The following is a 21839-nucleotide window of genomic DNA, read 5'->3' on the forward strand; positions in this document are numbered from 1 at the left end:
CCGCCGAGGACCCCCACGCCATGCAATCCCCCACTTCCACGGCCGAGACCTACCTCAGCCTGAAAGGCATCCACAAGCGCTTCGGCAGCGGCGCCAGCCCCTTCGTCGCGCTGCATCACATCGATCTCGACGTGCGCCAGGGCGAGCTGCTGTGCTTCCTGGGCCCGTCGGGCTGCGGCAAGACCACGCTGCTGCGCATCATCGCCGGGCTGGAATCGCAGAACGCCGGCACCATCCACCAGGGCGGGCGCGATATCTCCACGCTGCCGCCGATGGAGCGCGACTACGGCATCGTGTTCCAGTCCTATGCCTTGTTCCCCAACCTGACCGTGGCGGACAACGTCGCCTACGGCCTGGTCAACCGGCGCATGCCGCGCGACCAGCGCCGCGCGCGTGTCGCCGAGCTGCTGACGCTGGTGGGCCTGCCCGACCGCGGCAACCAGTACCCCGCGCAACTCTCCGGCGGCCAGCAGCAGCGCGTGGCGATCGCGCGCGCGCTGGCTACCTCGCCCGGCCTGCTGCTGCTGGACGAACCCCTGTCCGCGCTCGACGCACGCGTGCGCGTGCGGCTGCGCAGCGAGATCCGCGCGCTCCAGCAGCGGCTGAATATCACCACCATCCTGGTCACCCACGACCAGGAAGAGGCGCTGTCGATGGCCGACCGCATCGTGGTCATGAACCAGGGCGTGATCGAGCAGGTGGGCACGCCGGCGCAGGTCTACCAGCGCCCGTCCACGCCGTTTGCCGCGGACTTCGTCGGCAAGACCAATATGCTGGGCGCGCGCGTCGGCGGTGACGGGGCGCTGCACCTCGGCGGCGTGCGCATGGATTGCACCGCGCCGGCCGGCTGCTGCGCCGACGAAGCGGTGCAGGTGTTCTTCCGCCCCGAAGACGTCTGCGTGCGCGGCATCGAGCAGCACGGGTCCAATGTGCTGGAGGCCACCGTGGACAAGATCGAGTTCCTGGGCGCGTTCTCGCGCCTGACGCTGCGGCTGCCCGATGCCGCCTCCGGCACGCTGTGCGCCGACCTTTCTCTCAATGACCTGCACGAGCTGCGCCCGAACACCGGCGACCGCCTGCGCCTGGCCATTCCCGCCGACCGCCTCCGCATCTTCCGCCACGCATGCGCCTGAGCCTCACGACGGCGCCGGCCAGTGTGCCGGCTACCGATACCGCCCCAGGCGCCGTACCTGCCGGGCTTGTCAACCCCGGCGGGCGGCCTTCCATGCCCGCTCCACCCGCGATAGTTGCGACTTCGGTGCGTGCGCACTGGACCGACCGGCTCGCGCACCTGCTGCTGGCACTGGCCGCGGTGGCGCTGCTGTGCTTCGTGCTGGCGCCGATCGTGATGATCCTGGCCAAGAGCGTACAGAACCGCGACGGCTCGCTGGCCGGCATCACCCACTTCCGCGCCTACCTTGAATCGCCGGCGCTGCTGCGCTCGGTGTGGAACAGCCTGTGGGTCTCGGCGCTGGCCACCTGCATCACCGTGCCGCTGGCCTTTACCTTTGCCTACGCGCTCACGCGCAGCCGCATCGCGTGCAAGGGGCTGCTGCGCAACCTGGCGCTGATCCCGCTGCTGGCGCCGTCGCTGCTGGCGGCGATCTCCTTTATCTTCTGGTTCGGCAACCAGGGGCTGTTCAAGCCCTGGATGGGCGGCACGCAGATCTACGGGCCGCTGGGCATCGTCGCCTCGCTGGTGTTCGCCACCTTCCCGCATGCGCTGATGATTTTGGTCACGGCGCTGTCGCTGACCGACGCGCGGCTGTACGAGGCGGCCGATGCGCTGGGCACCTCCACTACCCGCAAATTCTTCACCATCACCGTGCCGGGGGCCCGCTATGGCCTGGTCAGCGCGGCGATGGTGGTGTTCACTTATGCGATCTCCGACTTCGGCATCCCCAAGGTGATCGGCGGCAACTTCCATATGCTGGCCACCGACATCTACAAGCTGGTGATCGGCATGCAGGACTTCTCGCAGGGTGCGGTGGTGTCGCTGATGCTGCTGGTGCCGGTCGCGGTCACCTACTGCGTCGATGCGCGCGTGCAGAAGCGGCAGATGGCCCTGATGTCGGCGCGCTCGGTGCCCTATGTGCCGCGTCGCAGCCGCCGCTTCGACCTCGCCATGGCGTCGTTCTGCTGGCTGATGGCGGCGCTGATGCTGGCGGTGATGGGCATGGCGATCTATGCATCCTTCGTCAAGCTGTGGCCGTACAACTTCTCGCTGTCGCTGAACCACTACCGGGTAGGCCTGGTCGAGGGCGGCGTGGTCGACTCCTACCTGAACAGCCTGCGCATGGCGGGGGTGGCCGCGGTGATCGGCCCGGTGTTCATCTTTGCCACCGCCTACCTGCTGGAAAAGACGCGCGGGCTGGACTGGCTGCGCGGCGTCGTGCGGCTGATGGCGGTGCTGCCGATGGGCGTGCCGGGGCTGGTGCTGGGCCTGGGCTACATCTTTTTCTTCGTGCCGCAGGCCAATCCGCTGCACGGCCTGTACCAGACGCTGGGCATCCTGGTGCTGGTGACGATCGTGCACTACTACGCGTCGTGCCACCTGACCGCCGTCACCGCGCTCAAGCAGCTCGACAGCGAGTTCGAGGCCGTGTCGGCATCGCTGAAGGTGCCCTTCTACAAGACCTTCTTCAAGGTTACGGTGCCGGCGTGCCTGCCCGCCATCCTGGAGATCTCGCGCTACCTGTTCATCAACGCCATGACCACGGTGTCTGCGGTGGTGTTCCTGTACGGCGCCGACACCAAGCTGGCCTCGGTCGAAATCGTCAACCTGGACGAGTCCGGGGACATCGGCCCGGCGGCGGCAATGGCCACGCTGGTGGTGGTGACCTCCGCGCTGGCCTGCCTGCTCTATTACCTGCTGCAACGCGTGCTCGACCGCAAGACCCAGGCATGGCGCCAGGGTCAGTCGAGTGACTGAAATCTCCCAATACGCAATCGCATCCCCCACTCCTTCCCAATCAGGAGCTCACCATGATCCGCGGCAACGACCCGATCCTTCTGACCCCCGGCCCCCTCACCACCTCGCTCGCGACCAAGCAGGCCATGCTGCGCGACTGGGGGTCGTGGGACGCGTCCTTCAACGCCATCACGCGCAGCCTGTGCGACGACCTGGTGCGCATCGTCCACGGCGAAGGCACCCATGTGTGCGTGCCGATGCAGGGCAGCGGCACCTTCTCGGTCGAAGCCGCCATCGCCAATGTGGTGCCGCGCGACGGCAAGGTGCTGGTGCCGCAGAACGGCGCGTACTGCCAGCGCATCCTGAAGATCTGCAAGGTGCTGGGACGCGCCAGCGTGGAGTTGCCGATCCCCGAAGACCAGCCGGCCACGGCCGCGCTGATCGAGCAGGCGCTGGCGCGCGATCCCTCGATCACGCACGTGGCGCAGGTGCATTGCGAGACCGGCGCCGGCGTACTGAACCCGCTGCCGGAAATCGCCGCGGTGTGCCAGCGCCTGGGCAAGGGGCTGATCGTCGATGCCATGAGTTCGTTCGGCGCGATCGATATCGATGCCCGCGCCATGCCGTTCGATGCGCTGGTGGCTGCCACCGGCAAGTGCATCGAGGGCGTGCCGGGCATGGGGTTCGTGCTGGTGCGCAAGGACGTGCTGGAGGCCAGCCAGGGCAACAGCCATTCGCTGGCGCTCGATCTGTACGACCAGTACGCCTATATGCAGAAGACCACGCAGTGGCGCTTTACGCCGCCCACGCACGTGGTGGCAGCGTTCCGCGCGGCGCTGGACCAGTTCCTGGAAGAAGGCGGGCAGCCGGTGCGCGGGGCGCGCTATCGCAGGAACTGCGGGGCGCTGGTCAGGGGCATGGGCGAGCTTGGCTTCCGGCCGTTCCTGCCGGCGGCGGTGCAGGCGCCGATCATCGTTACCTTCCACGCGCCGGCGGATGCGCGTTATGACTTCAAGACCTTCTACAGCAAGGTGCGCGAGCGCGGGTACATCCTCTATCCCGGCAAGCTGACGCAGATGGAGACGTTCCGCGTTGGGTGCATCGGCGCGATCGACGACAACGAGATGCGCAATGTGGTGACGGCGGTGGGCGAGGTGCTGAAAGAGATGGGGATAGCGATGAACGCGCCGCTGGCGCAGGCAGCATGATGGCCACGTCCCACCCACGCTAGCAGCAGGCCCCCCTCTCCCGCAAGCAGGAGAGGGGAGAAAACAAGCGGGTTCGAGAAACGCGACAGACAGAACTCCAAAACCTTCCCATGCCCCTTCCCCCCGACTTCCACGGCCTCGCCTTTGCCGCCGTGATGCTGTCCGCGCTGATGCACGCCTCCTGGAACGCCATCGTAAAGATCGGCGGCGACCGCCTCTCGTCGATGGCGCTGATCGACACCTTCTGCCTGCTGGTGGCGATCCCCTTCCTGTTCCTTGTGCCATTGCCCGCGCCACAGGTATGGCCCTTCCTGCTGGCCACCGTCGCACTGGAAGTCGGCTACAAGCTGTCACTGGTGGCGGCCTACAATCGCGGCGACTTCAGCCAGGCCTATCCACTGATGCGCGGCTCGGCACCGATGCTGGTGGCGGTCCTGCTGTTGATCACCGGCAGCGAGCGGCTCAGCCCCGGCGGCTATGCCGGCATCGCCCTGATCTGCTGCGGCCTGGTCAGCCTGGTGCGCTGGCGGCGGCAGTCGCCTGACCTGCTCGGCTTTGCGCTGCTTGCCGGCGCCTGCCTGGCGGCAGGCACGGTGATCGACGGCACGGCGGTGAAGCGCTACGGCGAGGTCTTTACCTACATCGTCTGGCTGCAGGCGATGTCGCACATCTTCATGCCCACCTACGCGCTGAGCCGGCGCGGCAGCGCGCTAGTGACGCTCCTGCGCGCGGAATGGAAGCGTGCCTGGATCGGCGGCATCAACCGCGTGGGCTCGTATGCGCTGATGTTGTGGGCGATGACGCTGGCGCCGGTGACCAAGCTGGCGGCACTGCGTGAATCCAGCGTGATCTTTGCCGCGCTGCTGGGGCATTTCCTGCTGCGCGAGCCGTTCGACCGCCGCCGCGTGATCGCGACCGGGCTGGTGCTTGCCGGCATCCTGACGCTGCAGCTGGCACGCTGACCTGGCCTGTTGCGTTTTGTGTTGTTTATTGGCATTTTGTGGCATACCATGGCATTCATCCTCCACCGCCTTCGCGCCGCGCGTTGCCCACCATGCCCCCTGTCATCCCCACCCATACCCGCGTCGTCATCATCGGCGGCGGCATCATCGGCTGCAGCGTTGCCTACCACCTGACGAAGCTGGGTTGGCAGGATGTGGTGCTGCTTGAGCAGGGCCAGCTGTCTTGCGGCACCACCTGGCACGCAGCCGGGCTGGTCGGCCAACTGCGCTCGCAGGAAAGCATGACGAAGCTGATCCGCTATTCCACGCAGCTCTACAGCGAACTGGAAGCGGAAACCGGCCTCGGCACCGGCTGGAAGCAATGCGGCTCGCTGTCGGTGGCGCGCACCGCCGAGCGCATGACGCAGCTGCGCCGCACCGCGGCGGTGGCGCGTGCCTACGGCGTGGCGTGCGAGGTCATCTCCCCTTCCCAGGCCGGCGAGCTGTGGCCGGCGATGCGTACCGACGACCTGCACGGCGCGGTCTGGCTGCCCGGCGACGGCAAGGCCAATCCCACCGACCTGACGCAGGCGCTGGCGCGCGGCGCGCGCAGCCGGGGCGCGATCATCGTGCAGGACACCAGGATCACCGCGATCCATACCGCCGACGGCCGCGCCACCGGGGTCAGCTGGCGCAACAAGAGCGGAAACGAGGGCCGGCTGCAAGCGGAGATCGTAGTCAACTGCGCGGGCCAGTGGGCGCGGCAAGTGGGGCTGATGTGCGGCGTGACCGTGCCGCTGCATTCAGCCGAGCACTACTATATCGTCACCGAGCGCATCGCCGGCGTGCATCCCGACCTGCCGGTGATGCGCGATCCGGACGGCTTCATCTACTTCAAGGAGGAAGTCGGCGGGCTGGTGATGGGCGGCTTCGAGCCTGACGCCAAGCCGTGGGGCATGCAAGGCATTCCCGAGCCGTTCGAGTTCCAGCTGCTGCCCGACGACTGGGACCAGTTCCAGGTCCTGATGGAAAACGCGCTGGTGCGCGTGCCCGCGCTGGAAACGGCGCAGGTCAGGCAGTTCTACAACGGGCCCGAGTCGTTCACGCCGGACAACAACTTCATCCTCGGCGAAGCGCCGGAGTTGCGCAATTTCTACGTCGGCGCGGGCTTCAACTCGATGGGCATCGCCTCCGCCGGAGGCGCCGGCATGGCGCTGGCGGAATGGATTGTCGCGGGCGAGCCCACCATGGACCTGTGGCCGGTCGATATCCGCCGCTTTGCCGGCTTCAACGGCAACCAGAACTGGCTGCACGACCGCGTCAAGGAAACGCTCGGCCTGCACTACGCGATGCCGTGGCCGAATCGCGAGCTGGAGACCGCACGCCCGTTCCGCCGCTCGCCGCTGTATGCGCACCTGCGCGATGCCGGCGCCAATTTCGGCAGCAAGATGGGCTGGGAGCGGCCCAACTTCTTCGCGCCGCCGGGAGAATCGCCGCAGATCGAGTATGGCTTTGGCCAGCAGAACTGGCTGCCATGGAGCGGCGCCGAGCACCGCGCGTGCCGCGAAGGCGTGGCGCTGTTCGACATGAGCTCGTTCTCCAAGTACCTGGTCAAGGGCGCAGATGCCGAGGCGATGCTGCAATACGTGATGAGCAATGACGTGGCGGTGCCGCCGGGGCAAACCGTCTATACCGCGATGCTCAACGAACGCGGCAGCTATGAATCGGACCTGACCGTCACGCGGCTGGCGCGCGACCAGTACCTGGTGGTGACCGGCTCGGCGCAGACCACGCGCGACTTCAGCTATATCGAGCGGCTGATCCCGACCGAGAAGCGTTGCGTGATCGTCGACGTCACAAGCCAGTACGCGGTGCTGGCGCTGATGGGACCGCGCTCGCGCGAACTGCTGCGGAAGGTGTCGCGCGCGGATTTCTCCAATGAAGGCTTTCCCTTCGGCAGTTCGCGCGAGATCGACCTCGGCTACGCCACCGTGCGCGCGACGCGGCTGACCTATGTGGGCGAGCTCGGGTGGGAACTGTACGTGCCGGTGGAGTTTGCGGTGGGCGTCTACGAGACGCTGCACGAGGCCGGCCGCACGCTCGGGCTGGTCAATGCCGGCTACTACGCCATCGAATCGCTGCGGCTGGAAAAAGGCTACCGCGCCTGGGGCCGCGAGCTGTCGCCGTCGGTCAACCCGTTCGAGGCGGGATTGTCGTTTGCCTGCAAGCTGGCCAGCGACATCGATTTCCGCGGCCGGGAGGCGCTGCTGCGAGCGCGGCAGGCGGGCGCGCCCGAGCGGCGCATGGTGGTCGTGACGGTCGACGGCGCCAGCGACGCCATGCTGTGGGGCGGAGAGGCCGTGCTGCGCACCGGCCCCGACGGCGGCGTGCGCGCGGTGGGATCGCTCAGTTCCGCCGCGTTCGGCCATACGCTGGGCTGCCCCGTCGGCATGGCATTGCTGGCGCGCGAGGATGGGCCCGCCGATGCGGCGTGGCTTGAAGCCGGCACGTATCACGTCGACCTGGCCGGCGAACTGCTGCCCGCACGCGTACACCTGCGCGCGCCATACGATCCGGCATCCGCGCGCCCGAAGGGTTGAACACGGGGCCGGGCGGGGAATCTCCGCAAGCAGCGCCCCCTCTGCGGGCACGGTGACCATCCCGCCGGTTTGCTCCCTCTCCCGCTTGCGGGAGAGAGGAGCGATTGCGAGGGGTAGTGGCAAGGGCCAGCCCGGTCGCATGGCGGCGTCAGTTCACTGAGTGTTCCAATCTGGAACACTCGCTGTCACCCCCTGGCACACCATCGCCAGCGCGTGACACATCTCCGGCCTGTTTCCGCGGTCAATCTTCGATTCCTCCCCGCTTTTCCGCTCTCTCGCACCCGGCACACCTCTTGCGATCAGCTCCGGTGCGCACGGCCCTGCCGTGACGACACGACACAAATCCTTCAAACGGAGCGAGACATGAACATGGCGGAAATCGCCCAGCTGGGCGTCAGCAACCCCTACAAGCAGCAGTACGAGAACTTCATCGGCGGCCAGTGGGTTCCGCCCGCCGGCGGCGAGTACTTCGAGTCGATCACGCCGATCACCGGCAAGCCGTTCACGCGCGTGCCGCGCTCCAACCAGCAGGATGTCGATGCCGCGCTGGACGCCGCTCACGCCGCCAAGGCCGCGTGGGGCCGCACCTCCACCACCGAGCGCGCCAACATCCTGAACCGCATCGCCGACCGCATCGAGTCCAACCTGACGCTGCTGGCGGTGGCCGAGACCATCGACAACGGCAAGCCCGTGCGCGAGACCACCGCGGCAGACCTGCCGCTCGCCGTCGACCACTTCCGCTATTTCGCCAGCTGCATCCGCTCGCAGGAAGGCGGCATCTCCGAGATCGACGCCGACACCGTCGCCTACCACTTCCATGAGCCGCTGGGCGTGGTCGGCCAGATCATCCCGTGGAATTTCCCGCTGCTGATGGCGACCTGGAAGCTGGCTCCGGCGCTGGCCGCCGGCAACTGCGTGGTGCTCAAGCCGGCCGAGCAGACGCCCGCCTCGATCCTGGTGCTGATGGAGCTGATCGGCGACCTGCTGCCGCCGGGCGTGATCAACGTGATCAACGGCTTCGGGCTGGAAGCGGGCAAGCCGCTGGCATCGAGCCCGCGCATCAGCAAGGTGGCCTTCACCGGCGAGACCACCACCGGCCGGCTGATCATGCAATACGCCTCGCAGAACCTGATCCCGGTCACGCTGGAACTGGGTGGCAAGTCGCCCAATATCTTCTTCGAAGACGTGCTGGCCGCCGACGACGCGTACTTCGACAAGGCGCTCGAAGGCTTTACCATGTTCGCGCTGAACCAGGGCGAGGTCTGCACCTGCCCATCGCGCGCGCTGATCCAGGAGTCGATCTACGAACGCTTCATGGAACGCGCGCTCAAGCGCGTGGCGGCGATCCGCCAGGGCCATCCGCTCGACAAGGGCACCATGATCGGCGCGCAGGCTTCGGCGGAGCAACTCGAGAAGATCCTGTCGTACATCGACCTGGGCCGCAAGGAGGGCGCGCAGTGCCTGGCGGGTGGCGAGCGCAATGCGCTGGACGGCGACCTGGCCGGCGGCTACTACGTGAAGCCGACGGTATTTGCCGGCCACAACAAGATGCGCATCTTCCAGGAAGAGATCTTCGGGCCGGTGGTGTCGGTGACCACCTTCAAGGATGAGGAAGAGGCACTTGCCATCGCCAACGACACGCTCTACGGCCTTGGCGCCGGCGTATGGACGCGTGACGGCGCGCGCGCATTCCGCATGGGCCGCGGCATCCAGGCGGGCCGCGTGTGGACCAACTGCTACCACGCCTATCCCGCGCATGCCGCATTCGGGGGATACAAGCAATCCGGCATCGGCCGCGAGAACCATCGCATGATGCTGGACCACTACCAGCAGACCAAGAACCTGCTGGTGAGCTACAGCCCCAACGCTCTCGGCTTTTTCTGACGACGCTCAAAGCATGGCGCAATGGCCGCCTGCAGCGGCCCCGCGCGTGCCATGATCCGGTTGTGCCCCGCGGGCGCGGGGCCATCCCGGACAAGGAGTCATTCAAGGAGTCGAGATGCCTGCAACGATGAAAGCTGCGGTGGTGCGTGAATTCGGCGCACCGCTCACGATCGACGAAGTTCCTGTTCCCCAACCCGGCCCCGGCCAGATCCAGGTAAAGATCGAGGCCTCGGGCGTCTGCCACACCGACCTGCATGCCGCCGACGGCGACTGGCCGGTCAAACCCACCCTGCCCTTCATCCCAGGCCATGAAGGCGTGGGCTATGTCTCCGCCGTGGGCAGCGGCGTGACCCGCGTGAAAGAAGGCGACCGCGTCGGCGTGCCGTGGCTCTACAGCGCCTGCGGCTATTGCGAGCACTGCCTGCAAGGCTGGGAAACGCTGTGCGAGAAGCAGCAGAACACCGGCTATTCCGTCAACGGCGGCTATGGCGAATATGTCGTCGCCGATCCCAACTACGTCGGCCTGCTGCCCGACAGGGTCGGTTTTATCGAGATCGCGCCGATCCTCTGCGCGGGCGTGACGGTCTACAAGGGACTGAAGGTGACCGATACGCGGCCGGGCCAGTGGGTCGTGATCTCGGGCATCGGCGGCCTCGGCCACGTGGCCGTGCAGTATGCGCGCGCCATGGGCCTGCGCGTGGCCGCGGTCGATATCGATGACGGCAAGCTCGCGCTGGCGCGCAAGCTCGGCGCCGAAGCCACCGTCAACGCACGCACCACCGATCCCGCCGCATGGCTGCAAAAGGAAATCGGTGGCGCGCATGGCGTGCTGGTCACCGCGGTGTCGCCGATCGCCTTTTCGCAGGCGATCGGCATGGTGCGCCGCGGCGGGACCATCGCGCTCAACGGGCTGCCACCGGGCGAGTTCGGCACGCCGATCTTCGACGTGGTGCTCAAGGGCATCACCATCCGCGGCTCCATCGTCGGCACGCGCAGCGACCTGCAGGAATCGCTGGACTTTGCCGCGCATGGCGACGTGAAGGCCACGGTGTCGACTGCCAAACTCGATGACATCAACAACGTGTTCGGGCGCCTGCGCGACGGCAAGATCGAAGGCCGGGTCGTGCTGGACTTCAAGGCCTGACGAGGAGAAGGGTCATGCCGGCTTCCGCCTCTGCCGACCCGTCCGTCGCCCGCGTGGTGGCAACGCCTGCCGCGCTGGCGCTGATCGCGCAGCTGAGCGCGCGGCATGGCCCGCTGATGTTCCACCAGTCCGGCGGCTGCTGTGACGGCAGCGCGCCGATGTGCTACCCCGACGGCGAACTGCTGATCGGTCCGGCTGATATCCGGCTGGGCGAGATCGGCGGCGCGTCGTTCTACATGACGCGCGCGCAATTCGAATACTGGCAGCACACGCGGCTGCTGATTGATGTGGTGCCGGGCGCGGGCGGAATGTTTTCGCTGGAAGGGCCGACAGGCCAGAGGTTCCTGACGCGGTCGGAGCTGTTCAGCGACGAGGAAGCCGCGTGGCTGGCGGCGCAGCCTGCGCTATAGCGCCGTCACTGAAAACCTGGCACGGCTGGTGCCGGAGAACCAATGGGTGCGCGCCAACCCCGCGGCGCATCGACCGCGCGCAGCAGGTGGTCGATATCCTGCAATCGGTGGCAAGACGACGACGTCCCTGCGCTATGCGCCCGGCTCGTCGTCCGTGCCCTCCTTCAGTCGCCGGTAGATCGTATTGCGCGATACCCCGAGTTCGCGGGCAGCGTGGCTGACATTGCCGCCATGGCGCTCCAGCGCCTGGCGGATCAACGCCGCTTCGCAGTCGCGGATACGCGCGGCCGCCGAGGGAGCGGAGGGAGCGGAGGGAGCGGAGGGAGCGGAGGGAGCGGAGGACGAGGAGTCGCTCGCTGGCGTGGGGGCCGCGGCAGCGGCTCTGCAACCAACGCCTTCCCCACATTCCTGCTCGAACCCTTCCGGCAGGTGCTCGCACCCGATCTCCGCCTCGCCCTCGGCCAGTATCGCCGCCGTGCGCAACACGTTGGCAAGCTGGCGGATATTGCCGGGCCACGGATGGATGCACAGCAACGCCAGCACTTGCGCACTCACCTTCACCGGTGATTCCGGCCCCGCCTCTTCCTGCTGCCGCTGCAGGATCCGCCCCACCAGCACCGGCAGGTCGCTGCGCTCGCGCAGCGCCGGCAGCGTCACCACCAGCGCATTGATGCGGTAGTACAGGTCTTCACGGAAAGTGCCATCCGCGATCATGGCGCGCAGGTCGCGGTGGGTGGCGCAGACCACGCGCACATCGACCGGCACCGCGTGCGCCGCGCCCAGCGGCGTCACCGCGCGCTCCTGCAGCACGCGCATCAGCCGCACCTGCTGCGCCAGCGGCATGTCGCCGATTTCATCGAGGAACAGCGTGCCGCCGTGCGCCTGTGCCAGCTTGCCGGCGCTGCCGCGGCGGCGCGCGCCGGTAAAGGCACCTTCTTCATAGCCGAACAGCTCGGCCTCGATCAGGGTTTCGGGAATCGCCGCGCAATTGACGGCGACAAAGGGGCCATTGGCGCGCGGCGAGGCGGCGTGGATGGCGCGCGCCAGCCACTCCTTGCCGGCGCCGGTGCGGCCCTGGACCAGGATCGGGATATCGCGGCCGCTGACCTTGCGCACGCGGCGCAGCACGGCCGCCACGGCGGCGTCGCCGGTGTCGAGCGCGGCCAGCGCGGGCGGCAGCGGCTCCTCCGCCAGCGGCTGGCGCACGCTGACCGGCGCCGCGCGGTATTCGATGCGGGCGAACACCTGCACACGGCTGGGCAACGTCAGCACGTGCAGCGTTCCGGCCGCACGCGCCTGCATGGCCATGCGCACCGGCTGGCCGAACAGCTCGGCAAACCCGGACAGTGCCAGTGACTGCGGCGCCAGCCCCAGCTGGAACAGGCCGCTGCGGTTGGCGGCAAGGAAGGCTCCGTCGGGCGTGAACGCCGCCATCCCTTCAAACAGCGTGCCGACGAATTCCGGCCGCGCATGGAAGCGCACCAGCACGGCCTCGGGGAAATGGTTGGCGAACAGGTGGTTCTCGATCATCTGCGCCGACATCCGCACCAGCGCCATGGTGTGGCGATGGAAGCCGCGATGGTCGCCGCTGACGTCGAGCGCGCCCAGGATCTGGCCGGTGGGACCGGCAATCGGCGCGCACGAGCAGGTGAGCTGGTGGTTGGCCTGCAGGAAGTGCTCGGCGGCGTGGACGATGGTGGGGCGCGCCTCGGCCAATGCTGTGCCGATGGCGTTGGTGCCCTTGCTGGGCTCGGACCACGACACGCCCGGCGCCAGCGCCACGCGGCGGGCGCGCGCGACGAACTCGCCGTCGCCCAGGCTGTGCAGGATCACGCCGCTGCTGTCGGTCAGCAGCACCATGCTGTCGGTATTGGCGATCTGCGCGTGCAGGGTTTCCATCACCGGCAGCGCGTGGCGGTACAGGTCGCGGCTGGCATCGACGAGCTCGACCAGTGCGCGCGCGCCGAGGGCGTCGTAGCCCGGCGCGTGGCAGACATCCAGGCCGAAGCCGGCGGAGCGCGCATGCGCGCGCGCGATCAGTCCGGCGCGGTCGGTGTCGTCAGCGTCTGCGCCGTGGCGCTGGACGCCGGAAAGCGCTGGGTCTGCTGCGGGATGGGCGGCACGGTGCATGACGGCGGGTCTCCGCTGGGTCTCCGGGAATGGCTGGCGGCTCGCGTGGCGGCCGCTGCCTTGCCGTCCCGATTACAGATCACTCAGACCGCACACGCGGACGCTGCGGCCGGCCGGGCGGCTGTTGTCCGGCAACCTTATCACAGCGGACTGGCCGTGTACGGAACCACGCCGCCCCCGGGGCCCCGGGGTCAGCGTTTTTCGTCGAGCAGGTCGTTCAGGATCTCGTCGAACGTCGCTTGGGCGTCCTCCAGCGCCTGCAGCGCCGCATCGAAGGTCTGCAGCGCGAGCTTGGATGGCTTGCCGCTGCCTTGCGGCGGGTAGTGGGCCTGCAGCGCGGTGAATGCCACCTGCACCTGGCGCGTGGCCGCGACTATGCGCTCCATGGCCTGCGCCTCTTCAGCGCGGAACTGCTCGTCTTTCTGTTCGCTCATGCCTGTTTGCTCCCTGGGCGCGCCGTCGGCCAGGATGCCGGAGTGGGAAGTGGGCGCGCGTGTATGAGGCATATCGTACAAGAACTGCGCGGCCTGGCTTGCGCTGCGCGCTCGGTCCCGACAAAAATGAGGTAGGCTGCGCAGCTTGGGCGGCATGGCCGGCGCCCCCCGGCGCCACGCCCGCCGCGCTCCTGAAGACTTGCCATGCAATTCAAGACCCGCCATGCGCTGGCCGCCGCGCTGATGACCGCCAGCGGCTTCGCCTGCTACTGGACCTACCTGTCGCTGAACCAGGACCGCCTGCTGTTCGACGCGCGCCGGCGTCCGCCGCGCGACCTGCCGGAGGGCATCATCGGCTATTCGCATGTCGTTCCAGGCGGCGTGGTGCGCGGCTACATCTACCACGCGCCCGGCGACAGCGTGCAGGACCTGTTGTTCTACCTGCCCGGACGCGGCGAGGATGTGCTGGATACGCTGCAATACGCGCGCTGGCTGCCAGGCGGCATGGCCTTCGCCACCTATGACTACCGCGGGCTGGGCCATTCCGACGGCATGCCGTCTGAAGCGGCGGCGGTCGCCGACGCCAGCCAGTTCCTGCTGCATGTGCGGCGTGTCTTTCCCGGCACCCGCGTGCACGTGGTCGGCCGCAGCCTGGGCACCGGCGTGGCGATCCAGCTGGCCGACCTGCAGGAATTCGAGAGCCTGCAACTGATCACGCCCTACGACTCGCTGCTGGAACTGGTGCGCAAGCGCTTCCCGCTGGTGCCGCTGCGGCAGCTGATGCGCCACCATTTCGATTCGATCTCGCACTGCAAGAAGGTCGTGCAGAGCACCAAGGTATTGCTGGCCGAGTCGGACGAGGTCGTGCCGCATGTCTGCTCCGAGCGGCTGATGGCGGCCTGGCCGGGTCCGGTCGCGCTGCAGACCATGCCCGGCACCGATCACTTCACCATCATCGAACAGCAGCAGACCTGGCTGTCGCTGGGCGAATTCGCGCGCCAGCACAGCGACGCGAGGCTGCGCCTGGCGGCGGCCACGCCGGCGCAGCCGGACCCGGACAGCGCCGCCGCGGGTCCTGCGCCGGCGCTCCATGCCGTGCCGGACTCCAGCGCCCCGCCCGCCGAGCGGGACGACAGCGGCAGCCCGCTGCCGCTGGCCGCCACCCGATGACCGCTGCGCCGTTGAGGCCGGTCGGAGCAGGTAGAATGCGCGCATGAAAAAAATCGCAGTCAAGGCAGGCGGCGCTGTACTGGCGCTGGCTGCGGCCGGCAGCCTGCTCGCCGGATTTGCCACGGTGATGAGCCTGCGGCAGCTTCCACCGGTCGACGCCCTGCGAGACTACCGCCCCGATGTGCCGCTGCGGATCTACACCAGCGACAACGTGCAGATCGGCGAATTCGGCAGCGAGCACCGCGAGTTCATCCCCTTCGAGCAAATCCCCCCGCGCATGGTCCAGGCCCTGCTGGCGGCCGAGGACGACCAGTTCTACGAGCACGAGGGCGTCGACATCCCCGGGTTGTTCCGCGCCGCGCTGGCCAACTTCGGCCAGGGCTACGCCCAGGGCGCGTCCACCATCACCATGCAGGTCGCGCGCAATTTCTACTTGTCGCGCGAGAAGACGCTGGCACGCAAGTGGTATGAAATGCTGCTGGCCTGGCGCATCGACCAGTCGCTGCCCAAGGACCGCATCCTCGAGCTGTACATGAACCAGGTCTACCTGGGCGAGCACGCCTATGGCTTCGGCAGCGCGGCGCACGCGTACTTCGGCAAGCCGCTGGGGGCGCTGTCGCTGGCCGAGAGCGCGATGCTGGCCGGACTGCCCAAGGCGCCGTCGACCATGAACCCGGTGGTGAACCTGCCGCGCGCCAAGCGCCGCCAGGAATACGTGCTGGGCCGCATGCTGGCGCTCGGCATGATCAGCCAGGACGACTACCGCGCGGCCCGCGCCGAGCGCCTGGCGATCTCCGGCGAAACACCCGGCAGCTTCGGCGGCCATGCCGAGTACGTGGCCGAACTGGCGCGCCAGCTGGCGCGCGAGCGCTTTGGCGACGAAGCCTACACGCGCGGCCTGAACATCTACACCACGGTGTCGTCGGTGCGGCAGACGCTGGCCTACGATGCCGTGACCGGTGGACTGCAGCGTTACGCGCGCCGCCACCGCAAGGCGGCGCCGACGCTGGCGCAGGGGCCGCAGGCGGCGCTGGTGTCGCTTGACAGCAATACCGGCGCGATCGAGGCGATGGTGGGCGGCGCGGACTTTGCCGCCAGCCGCTTCAACCACGCCACGCAGGCGCTGCGCCAGCCGGGCTCGACCTTCAAGCCTTTCGTCTACGCGGCCGCGCTGGAGCGCGGCGTGTCGCCCGGCACGGTCATCAACGATGCACCCCTGGCCAATTCGTCGCGCTGGCAGCCGTCCAACGACGACGGCCGCTTTATCGGGCCGGTCACCGTGCGCCAGGCGCTGGCCGAATCGCGCAACCTGCCGGCGATCCGCACGCTGCAGGCGATCGGCATTCCCTATGTGGTGGAGTTCGCCAGCCGCTTCGGCTTCTCGCCCAAACGGCTGCCGCGCTACCTGCCGCTGGCGCTCGGCACCGGCACCACCTCGCCGCTGCGGCTGGCCGCGGCCTACGGCGTGTTCGCCAATGGTGGCCAGCGCGTCGAGCCCTACCTGATCGAGCGCATCACCGACAACGAGGGCAACGTGCTGTTCGAAGCAGCCCACACCGGCGCCGATGGTGCCGCAGCGCCGACGCGCGTGATCAGCGCGCGCAATGCCTTCGTGATGGACAGCCTGCTGCGCAGCGTGGTCGACGAAGGCACCGGCGCGGGCGTGCGCCGCTACCTGCGCCGCGACGACGTGGCCGGCAAGACCGGCACCACCAACGAAGCCATGGACGGCTGGTTCGCCGGCTATGCCGGCGGCGTAGTCACGGTGGCATGGATGGGCTACGACGACAACCGCAGCCTGGGCGAGCATGAGTTCGGCGCCACCACGGCGCTGCCGGTGTGGGCGGCGTACATGGAAGGACGGCTCGCCGGCGTCCCCGAGGCGGATCCCGACGCCCCGGCGGGCGTGGTGCGCGCGGGCAATGACTGGATCTATGCGGAGTATGCGGACGGCAGCCGTGGCATCGCTTCGCTTGGCTTCCCGCCGCCGGCGGATCCGCAGGTGGCACCGGCAGCAGATCCTGTCGCGGCGCCGGTGGCCAGCAACCCTGCCATCCCGACCGCGCCGGCCGCCGTGCCCTCTGCCGCACCATCTGCCGCAGCCAAGCAGCTTCCCGGCAACGCCACCGGCGTGCCGGCGCCTGCCACGGTGGCCGCGCCCGCCGTATCCGCCAGCCGGGACGGCCTGTAAACTCCACGCATTCCTGCCGCCTCACCCTACCTGCGAGTCTTTTTTCGATGTCCAGCCACAGCCCGCTGCTGATCTGGTCGGTCGCCGCGCTGACCACCGCCGGCGTATTGTTCCGTCCCTTCCGCCTGCCCGAGGCATTCTGGGCCGCCGCCGGCGCGCTGCTGCTGTGCGTTACCGGTTTGCTGGCGCTGCCCGACGCGCTGGCTGCGGTGATGCGCGGCTACGACGTCTACCTGTTCCTGGCCGGCATGATGCTGATCTCCGAACTGGCCCGCAAGACCGGCCTGTTCGACCACGTCGCGGCGCTGGCGGTGCGCCAGGCGCGCGGCTCGGCGCTGCGGCTGTTCCTGCTGGTATATGGCTTCGGCACGCTGGTCACCGCGTTCATGTCGAACGATGCCACCGCGGTGGTGCTGACGCCCGCGGTGCTGGCCGCCACGCGCGCGGCGCGCGTGCGCCATCCGCTGCCCTACCTGTACGCGTGCGCGTTCATCGCCAACGCCGCCAGCTTCGTGCTGCCGATCTCCAACCCGGCCAACCTGGTGATCTTCGGCGAGCGCATGCCGCCCCTGGCGGGATGGCTGGCAAGCTTTGCACTGCCGTCGCTGGCCGCGATACTGGCGACGCTGGCTGCGCTGTGGTGGACCCAGCGCCATGCGCTGGCTGAGCCGATCGGCAGCGACGTCCCGGTGCCGCCGCTATCGCTGCAGGCGTGGCTGACCGCGCTGGGGATCGTGCTGACCGGCATCACGCTGCTGGTGGCGTCGCTGCGCGGCAGCGAGCTGGGCTGGCCCACCTGCGCCGCGGGCGTGGCCACGCTGCTGCTGGTCTGCGCCACCCGGCGCGACTTGCTGGCGCCGGCGTTGCGCGAAGTCTCGTGGAGCGTGCTGCCGATGGTGGCTGGCCTGTTCGTGCTGGTAGCCGCGCTGGAGCAGACCGCGGTGATCGGCCACCTGGCCGACGCGGTCGCGGCAGCCTCGCGCGATGGCGGCGTGCTTGCGCTGCTGGCGACGGGCGGACTGGTGACGCTGGCGGGCAATATCGCCAACAACCTGCCGGCCGGGCTGATCGCGGCATCGGCGCTGACCGCGGGCAATGCGTCGCACGCGGTCACCGGCGCGGTGCTGATCGGCATCGACCTGGGCCCGAACCTGTCGGTGACCGGCTCGCTGGCCACGCTGCTGTGGCTCACCGCACTGCGCCGCGAGGGGCATATGGTCAGCGCCGGCCAGTTCCTGCGCGTCGGCGCGATCGTCATGCCGGCCGCGATGGTGCCGGCGCTGGCGCTGCTGCTCTGGTAGCTGTTGCCGGGGACCTAAGCCAACGCGGCACGCCGCCGCGCGCCTCAGCCGGTGGCGGCACGCCCGCCCGCCGGTGCGCGCGCGCCCACCGCAAGTGGCCGCCGCAGGCCGGGCATGCCGGCACGGGCGGCGCTGGCGTGGTGTTCCGCCACGCCCGTTTCCACCGGCGTTGCCGGCAGCGGTACCGTCACGACATGGAGCAGCATCAGGCTGCTGCACGGAAAGGCAATCGGCAAGGTCACGTTGTTCCCGACAAGAAGTAAGGCCGCAACTTCCGGTACGCCCGCCATCAGGTGGCGGGCGGCTGATGTTTGCAGGCATTATGTGGGCTTGTCGGCGTTGCGCGGCGCGGGGTTGAGCGTTGTCACGAACTATTCACGGAGCCACGCGCGGGTGTGCTGTATGCGGCGCGTCCGGCAGCGGACAACCGCCCGTCTGGCGCCGGGCGGGCAGGTTGTCGGGCCACCGCATCTGCCATATAGTGAACCCGGCACACCCGCCGGCGCCCGTGCCGGACATCTCCGCAACCCACCACGCTACCCATGACCAAGGACGCGGCGCGCCACGCGCATGACCTCCACCCGGCCGACGCGGCGGCCGGCGACCCGGCCCATTCCGTCTCCGAGCGGATCCGCGCGCGCCTGCAGGCGGCGCAGGAACGCTTCCACGCCAACGACAATATCGCCCGCTATATCGAGCCGGGCGAGCTGGAGCAGTTGCAGGCCGAGGTCCAGTCCCGCATCGAAGGCGTGCTGCGCGCGCTGGTGATCGACGTCGACAACGACCACAACACGCAGGAAACCGCGCGGCGCGTGGCCAAGATGTACCTGAAGGAAATCTTCGCCGGCCGCTACGCGAAGCCGCCGGCGGTGACCGAGTTCCCCAACGTCGGGCAGCTGAATGAGCTGATGATCGTCGGCCCGCTGCGCGTGCGCAGTGCCTGCTCCCACCACCTGTGCCCCATCATCGGCAAGCTGTGGGTGGGGGTGATGCCCAACCAGCATTCCAACCTGATCGGCCTGTCCAAGTACGCGCGGCTGGCGGAATGGATCATGTGCCGGCCGCAGATCCAGGAAGAAGCCGTGGCGCAGGTGGCCGACCTGTTGCAGGAAAAAATGAACCCCGACGGCCTCGCCATCGTGATGGAGGCCGAGCATTTCTGCATGCACTGGCGCGGCGTGCGCGACACCGACGCCAAGATGACCAACAGCGTGATGCGCGGCTCGTTCCTGAAGGACGACAGCCTGCGGCGCGAATTCCTCACGCTGCTGAACAACAACCGCGGCTAGGCGCCTGCTCCTGAATCAGCATCCGCCCCTTATCCACGCCATCACGGAACCGCCACGACCATGCTAGTCCGCCTGATCTATGCCAGCCGTGCCCGCCAGGCCATCGACACCGCCCTGCTCGACGCGATCCTGGCCACCAGCCTGGAGCGCAACCCGCGCCACGGCATCACCGGCGTGCTGTGCCACGGCAACGGCATCTTCCTGCAGGCGCTCGAAGGCGACCGGCAGGAGGTCTCGCAGCTGTTCCAGTCGATCGCGCGCGATCCGCGCCACCAGGACGTGACGCTGCTGCATTTCGAGGAAACCTGCACGCGCGACTTCGCCGGCTGGGCCATGGGGCAGGTCAACGCGGCACGCATCAACACCGCGACGCTGCTGAAGTTCTCGGCGCGCGCCGAACTCGACCCGTTCCGCACCGGCGGCGCGGCCTCGCTGGCGCTGCTCAAGGAGCTGATTGCCGGCGCCTCCGTGGTTTCGCGCCTGGGGGAGCGCGGCCGGCACTGAGCCGCGCTGCCTGCCCTGTCCGTCCGCGCTACGCCGCCACCCGCCCGAACAGGCCGCATTCGAGATCGCTCTCGAACTCTTCGACCCATGCCGAGCCCGGCCCGGCCTCATAGACGCTGACCGCGTCCGTGCCCAGCCGCTTCACGCTGACGCGGCGAGCCTCGCCGTCGCCCTCGTCCGTGATCTGGAACGACTCCTGCGTGATGCCGACATGCATGCACGCCTGCGTTACCTGTTGCTGCTCGTCGGCGGGAAACTGGGAAAACGGTCTCGTAGCCATGGCATCCTCCGTCAAGGTTGAGATCGCCGCTTGCGCGCAGCGTGAACGCGCGTGGCCGTGCATGCACCACGCAAAACACCGATCAGGCATGCGGCCGGCATCGCCCGGCGGCATGCACGCCAACGCCCCGCTGCGGCCTCGCGGCGGAGCGCAAATCTTCTGGGACTTTGTTACAGCTCAGCTCTTGCGCTGGGTCACTGCCACGAACGGGGCCGGTGCGTGCTGGACGGACTGGCTGCCGCAGTTCGGGCAATTCGGATGGGCAGAGGCATGTTCCGCGAGATGCTCGGTTTTCTCGAACACATGGCCGCACTTCTCGCAGCGGTATTGATAGACGGGCATGGCAAATTCCCCCACGCGGCACGCGCCGCAAGCGCCACCCGGCGCAAGCCGGGCCTGCGCGGCATGATGGCCGCGGGCGCGTGTCAGCTTCATTCTAGGACAGGGTTCGCGTGCACCAAGCGTGAAAGTTCGATGACTCCCGCTGGCGTTCGCCGCATGTCGTCGGCGGTTCACTTCCGCCGTGCATTGATGTCACGCAAATGCCATGGCGCGCGAACCGCGGATCAATGGCGCTGCCACCGTGCAATTCGCCGTAAAGGCGTGGGGGCCAGACCGTACCCTTGTACACCTCATGCCGGCCTGGCACGACGGCAGTGACCGTGAACTAGCCGAATTACGATTCAGGGGCGCCGGGAACATAGCCAGAATGCGGATTCGCCGTGATGCCGTGGCGCCGGCAGGTGCCCCGGGCCAGCAAGCGTCGAGAACCCGAGGACCCGAAAACGATGTACGACCAGATCATCCGTGTCGCACTGGCGGACGACCATCCGCTGGTCATGGCCGCGCTGCGCGACTGCCTGCAGCGCACGCCCAACTTCCAGGTCGGCAGCACCTGCGGCAACGGCACGGAATTGCTGGCCGCGCTCGACCGCGAGCCCGCCGGCATTGCCGTCACCGACTTCTGCATGGGCCGCGGCGATGCATCGCTGGACGGCTTCAACCTGCTGAACCGGCTCGCACGGCGCCATCCGCGCACCCGCATCGTGGTGCTCAGCGCCCAGGCCAACGCCGCCATCATCCGCCGCGCCATGAAGCTGGGCGTGCGCGCCTACGTCAGCAAGGAGGATCCGATCGATGAAGTGGTGCGCGCCTGCGTCCAGGTTGCCACCAGCGACGGCTGCTACTGCTCGCCTTCGGCGCAGGCCATGCTTGACAGCGCCGCGCTCGCCTCGGCACCGGCGACCGAGCTGACGCTGCGCGAACTCGAGGTGGTGAGGCTGTATTCGCAAGGAATCCAGCTCGCGGACATCGCCAACAAGCTCGGACGCTCGGTCAGCACCATTTCCAGCCAGAAGACGATCGCCATGCGCAAGCTCGGCGTGCAGACCAACACCGGGCTGATCCGCTACGCGTACGAAAATGGCCTTATCTGACGCGGC

19 protein-coding genes are annotated in these 21839 nt (G+C 68.3%); 14 read left to right on the forward strand and 5 right to left on the reverse strand.

What is annotated here, in order from left to right; all coding sequences use genetic code 11:
- Positions 1–20: 20 nt before the first annotated feature.
- The 8 genes from CTP10_RS27300 (at position 21) to CTP10_RS27335 (ending at position 11098) form a co-directional block, all read left to right on the forward strand.
- The gene (locus CTP10_RS27300; protein ID WP_116319506.1) at positions 21–1133 is read left to right on the forward strand and encodes a putative 2-aminoethylphosphonate ABC transporter ATP-binding protein; all 1113 of its coding nucleotides are present in this window, start codon (positions 21–23) and stop codon (positions 1131–1133) included.
- Positions 1124–2932 carry a putative 2-aminoethylphosphonate ABC transporter permease subunit gene (locus CTP10_RS27305; RefSeq protein WP_116319505.1) on the forward strand — a complete coding sequence of 603 codons (1809 nt, stop codon included), beginning with the start codon at positions 1124–1126 and terminating at the stop codon, positions 2930–2932. The genes CTP10_RS27300 and CTP10_RS27305 overlap by 10 nt, the downstream gene beginning before the upstream one ends.
- Before the next feature lie 53 nt (positions 2933–2985).
- Positions 2986–4119: a 2-aminoethylphosphonate--pyruvate transaminase gene (locus CTP10_RS27310; RefSeq protein ID WP_116319504.1), complete on the forward strand. Its 1134-nt coding sequence runs from the start codon at positions 2986–2988 to the stop codon at positions 4117–4119.
- Positions 4120–4229: 110 nt separating this feature from the next.
- Positions 4230–5081, forward strand: a complete 852-nt coding sequence (locus CTP10_RS27315; RefSeq protein WP_116319503.1) for an EamA family transporter — start codon at positions 4230–4232, stop codon at positions 5079–5081.
- A gap of 92 nt (positions 5082–5173) precedes the next feature.
- Positions 5174–7660: a GcvT family protein gene (locus CTP10_RS27320; RefSeq protein WP_116319617.1), complete on the forward strand. Its 2487-nt coding sequence runs from the start codon at positions 5174–5176 to the stop codon at positions 7658–7660.
- Positions 7661–8023: 363 nt separating this feature from the next.
- Positions 8024–9544 carry an aldehyde dehydrogenase gene (gene adh, locus CTP10_RS27325; protein WP_116319502.1) on the forward strand — a complete coding sequence of 507 codons (1521 nt, stop codon included), beginning with the start codon at positions 8024–8026 and terminating at the stop codon, positions 9542–9544.
- A 115-nt stretch (positions 9545–9659) separates the two neighbouring features.
- Entirely contained in the window at positions 9660–10688 is a 1029-nt protein-coding gene (gene adhP / locus CTP10_RS27330) for an alcohol dehydrogenase AdhP (RefSeq protein WP_116319501.1), read from the forward strand.
- 14 nt (positions 10689–10702) lie between these two features.
- Positions 10703–11098 (forward strand): DUF779 domain-containing protein, encoded by a 396-nt coding sequence (locus CTP10_RS27335; protein WP_116319500.1) that lies wholly within the window; start codon positions 10703–10705, stop codon positions 11096–11098.
- Positions 11099–11230: 132 nt separating this feature from the next.
- Here the strand turns inward: CTP10_RS27335 and CTP10_RS27340 are convergent, their stop codons facing one another.
- Positions 11231–13228, reverse strand: coding sequence for a sigma-54-dependent Fis family transcriptional regulator (locus tag CTP10_RS27340; protein ID WP_116319499.1), 1998 nt, complete (start codon positions 13226–13228; stop codon positions 11231–11233).
- Between the two features lie 191 nt (positions 13229–13419).
- Complete coding sequence (locus tag CTP10_RS27345; RefSeq protein ID WP_116319498.1) at positions 13420–13662, reverse strand: hypothetical protein; 243 nt, start codon at positions 13660–13662, stop codon at positions 13420–13422.
- Positions 13663–13866: 204 nt separating this feature from the next.
- Here CTP10_RS27345 and CTP10_RS27350 point away from each other — a divergent pair, with 204 nt between their 5' ends.
- From CTP10_RS27350 to CTP10_RS27360, 3 genes are read left to right on the forward strand one after another with little or no spacing between them, the layout of a single operon-like run.
- A complete protein-coding gene (locus tag CTP10_RS27350) occupies positions 13867–14832 on the forward strand; it encodes an alpha/beta hydrolase (RefSeq protein WP_116319497.1) in 966 nt (321 codons plus the stop codon).
- Between the two features lie 43 nt (positions 14833–14875).
- Positions 14876–17023: a penicillin-binding protein 1A gene (locus CTP10_RS27355; protein WP_116319496.1), complete on the forward strand. Its 2148-nt coding sequence runs from the start codon at positions 14876–14878 to the stop codon at positions 17021–17023.
- A gap of 47 nt (positions 17024–17070) precedes the next feature.
- A complete protein-coding gene (locus CTP10_RS27360; protein ID WP_116319495.1) occupies positions 17071–18324 on the forward strand; it encodes an arsenic transporter in 1254 nt (417 codons plus the stop codon).
- A gap of 44 nt (positions 18325–18368) precedes the next feature.
- Here CTP10_RS27360 and CTP10_RS27365 read toward each other — a convergent pair whose 3' ends face one another.
- Positions 18369–18530: an arsenite efflux pump ArsB gene (locus CTP10_RS27365; RefSeq protein ID WP_116319616.1), complete on the reverse strand. Its 162-nt coding sequence runs from the start codon at positions 18528–18530 to the stop codon at positions 18369–18371.
- Positions 18531–18866: 336 nt separating this feature from the next.
- On the opposite strand from CTP10_RS27365, the gene folE reads away from it, so the two are divergent.
- Complete coding sequence (gene folE / locus CTP10_RS27370) at positions 18867–19613, forward strand: GTP cyclohydrolase I (RefSeq protein WP_116319494.1); 747 nt, start codon at positions 18867–18869, stop codon at positions 19611–19613.
- Between the two features lie 60 nt (positions 19614–19673).
- A complete protein-coding gene (locus CTP10_RS27375; RefSeq protein ID WP_116319493.1) occupies positions 19674–20117 on the forward strand; it encodes a BLUF domain-containing protein in 444 nt (147 codons plus the stop codon).
- A 28-nt stretch (positions 20118–20145) separates the two neighbouring features.
- Here CTP10_RS27375 and CTP10_RS27380 read toward each other — a convergent pair whose 3' ends face one another.
- Together CTP10_RS27380 and CTP10_RS27385 are read right to left on the reverse strand one after the other, a co-directional pair.
- On the reverse strand, positions 20146–20397 hold the full coding sequence (locus CTP10_RS27380) for a hypothetical protein (protein WP_116319492.1): 252 nt from the start codon (positions 20395–20397) through the stop codon (positions 20146–20148).
- Positions 20398–20574: 177 nt separating this feature from the next.
- Complete coding sequence (locus tag CTP10_RS27385; protein ID WP_029044829.1) at positions 20575–20739, reverse strand: FmdB family zinc ribbon protein; 165 nt, start codon at positions 20737–20739, stop codon at positions 20575–20577.
- Positions 20740–21185: 446 nt separating this feature from the next.
- On the opposite strand from CTP10_RS27385, the gene CTP10_RS27390 reads away from it, so the two are divergent.
- Complete coding sequence (locus CTP10_RS27390; RefSeq protein WP_116319491.1) at positions 21186–21833, forward strand: response regulator transcription factor; 648 nt, start codon at positions 21186–21188, stop codon at positions 21831–21833.
- Positions 21834–21839: the final 6 nt, after the last annotated feature.

Origin of the sequence: Cupriavidus sp. P-10, from assembly GCF_003402535.2 — a bacterium.
Classification (GTDB): Bacteria; Pseudomonadota; Gammaproteobacteria; order Burkholderiales; family Burkholderiaceae; genus Cupriavidus.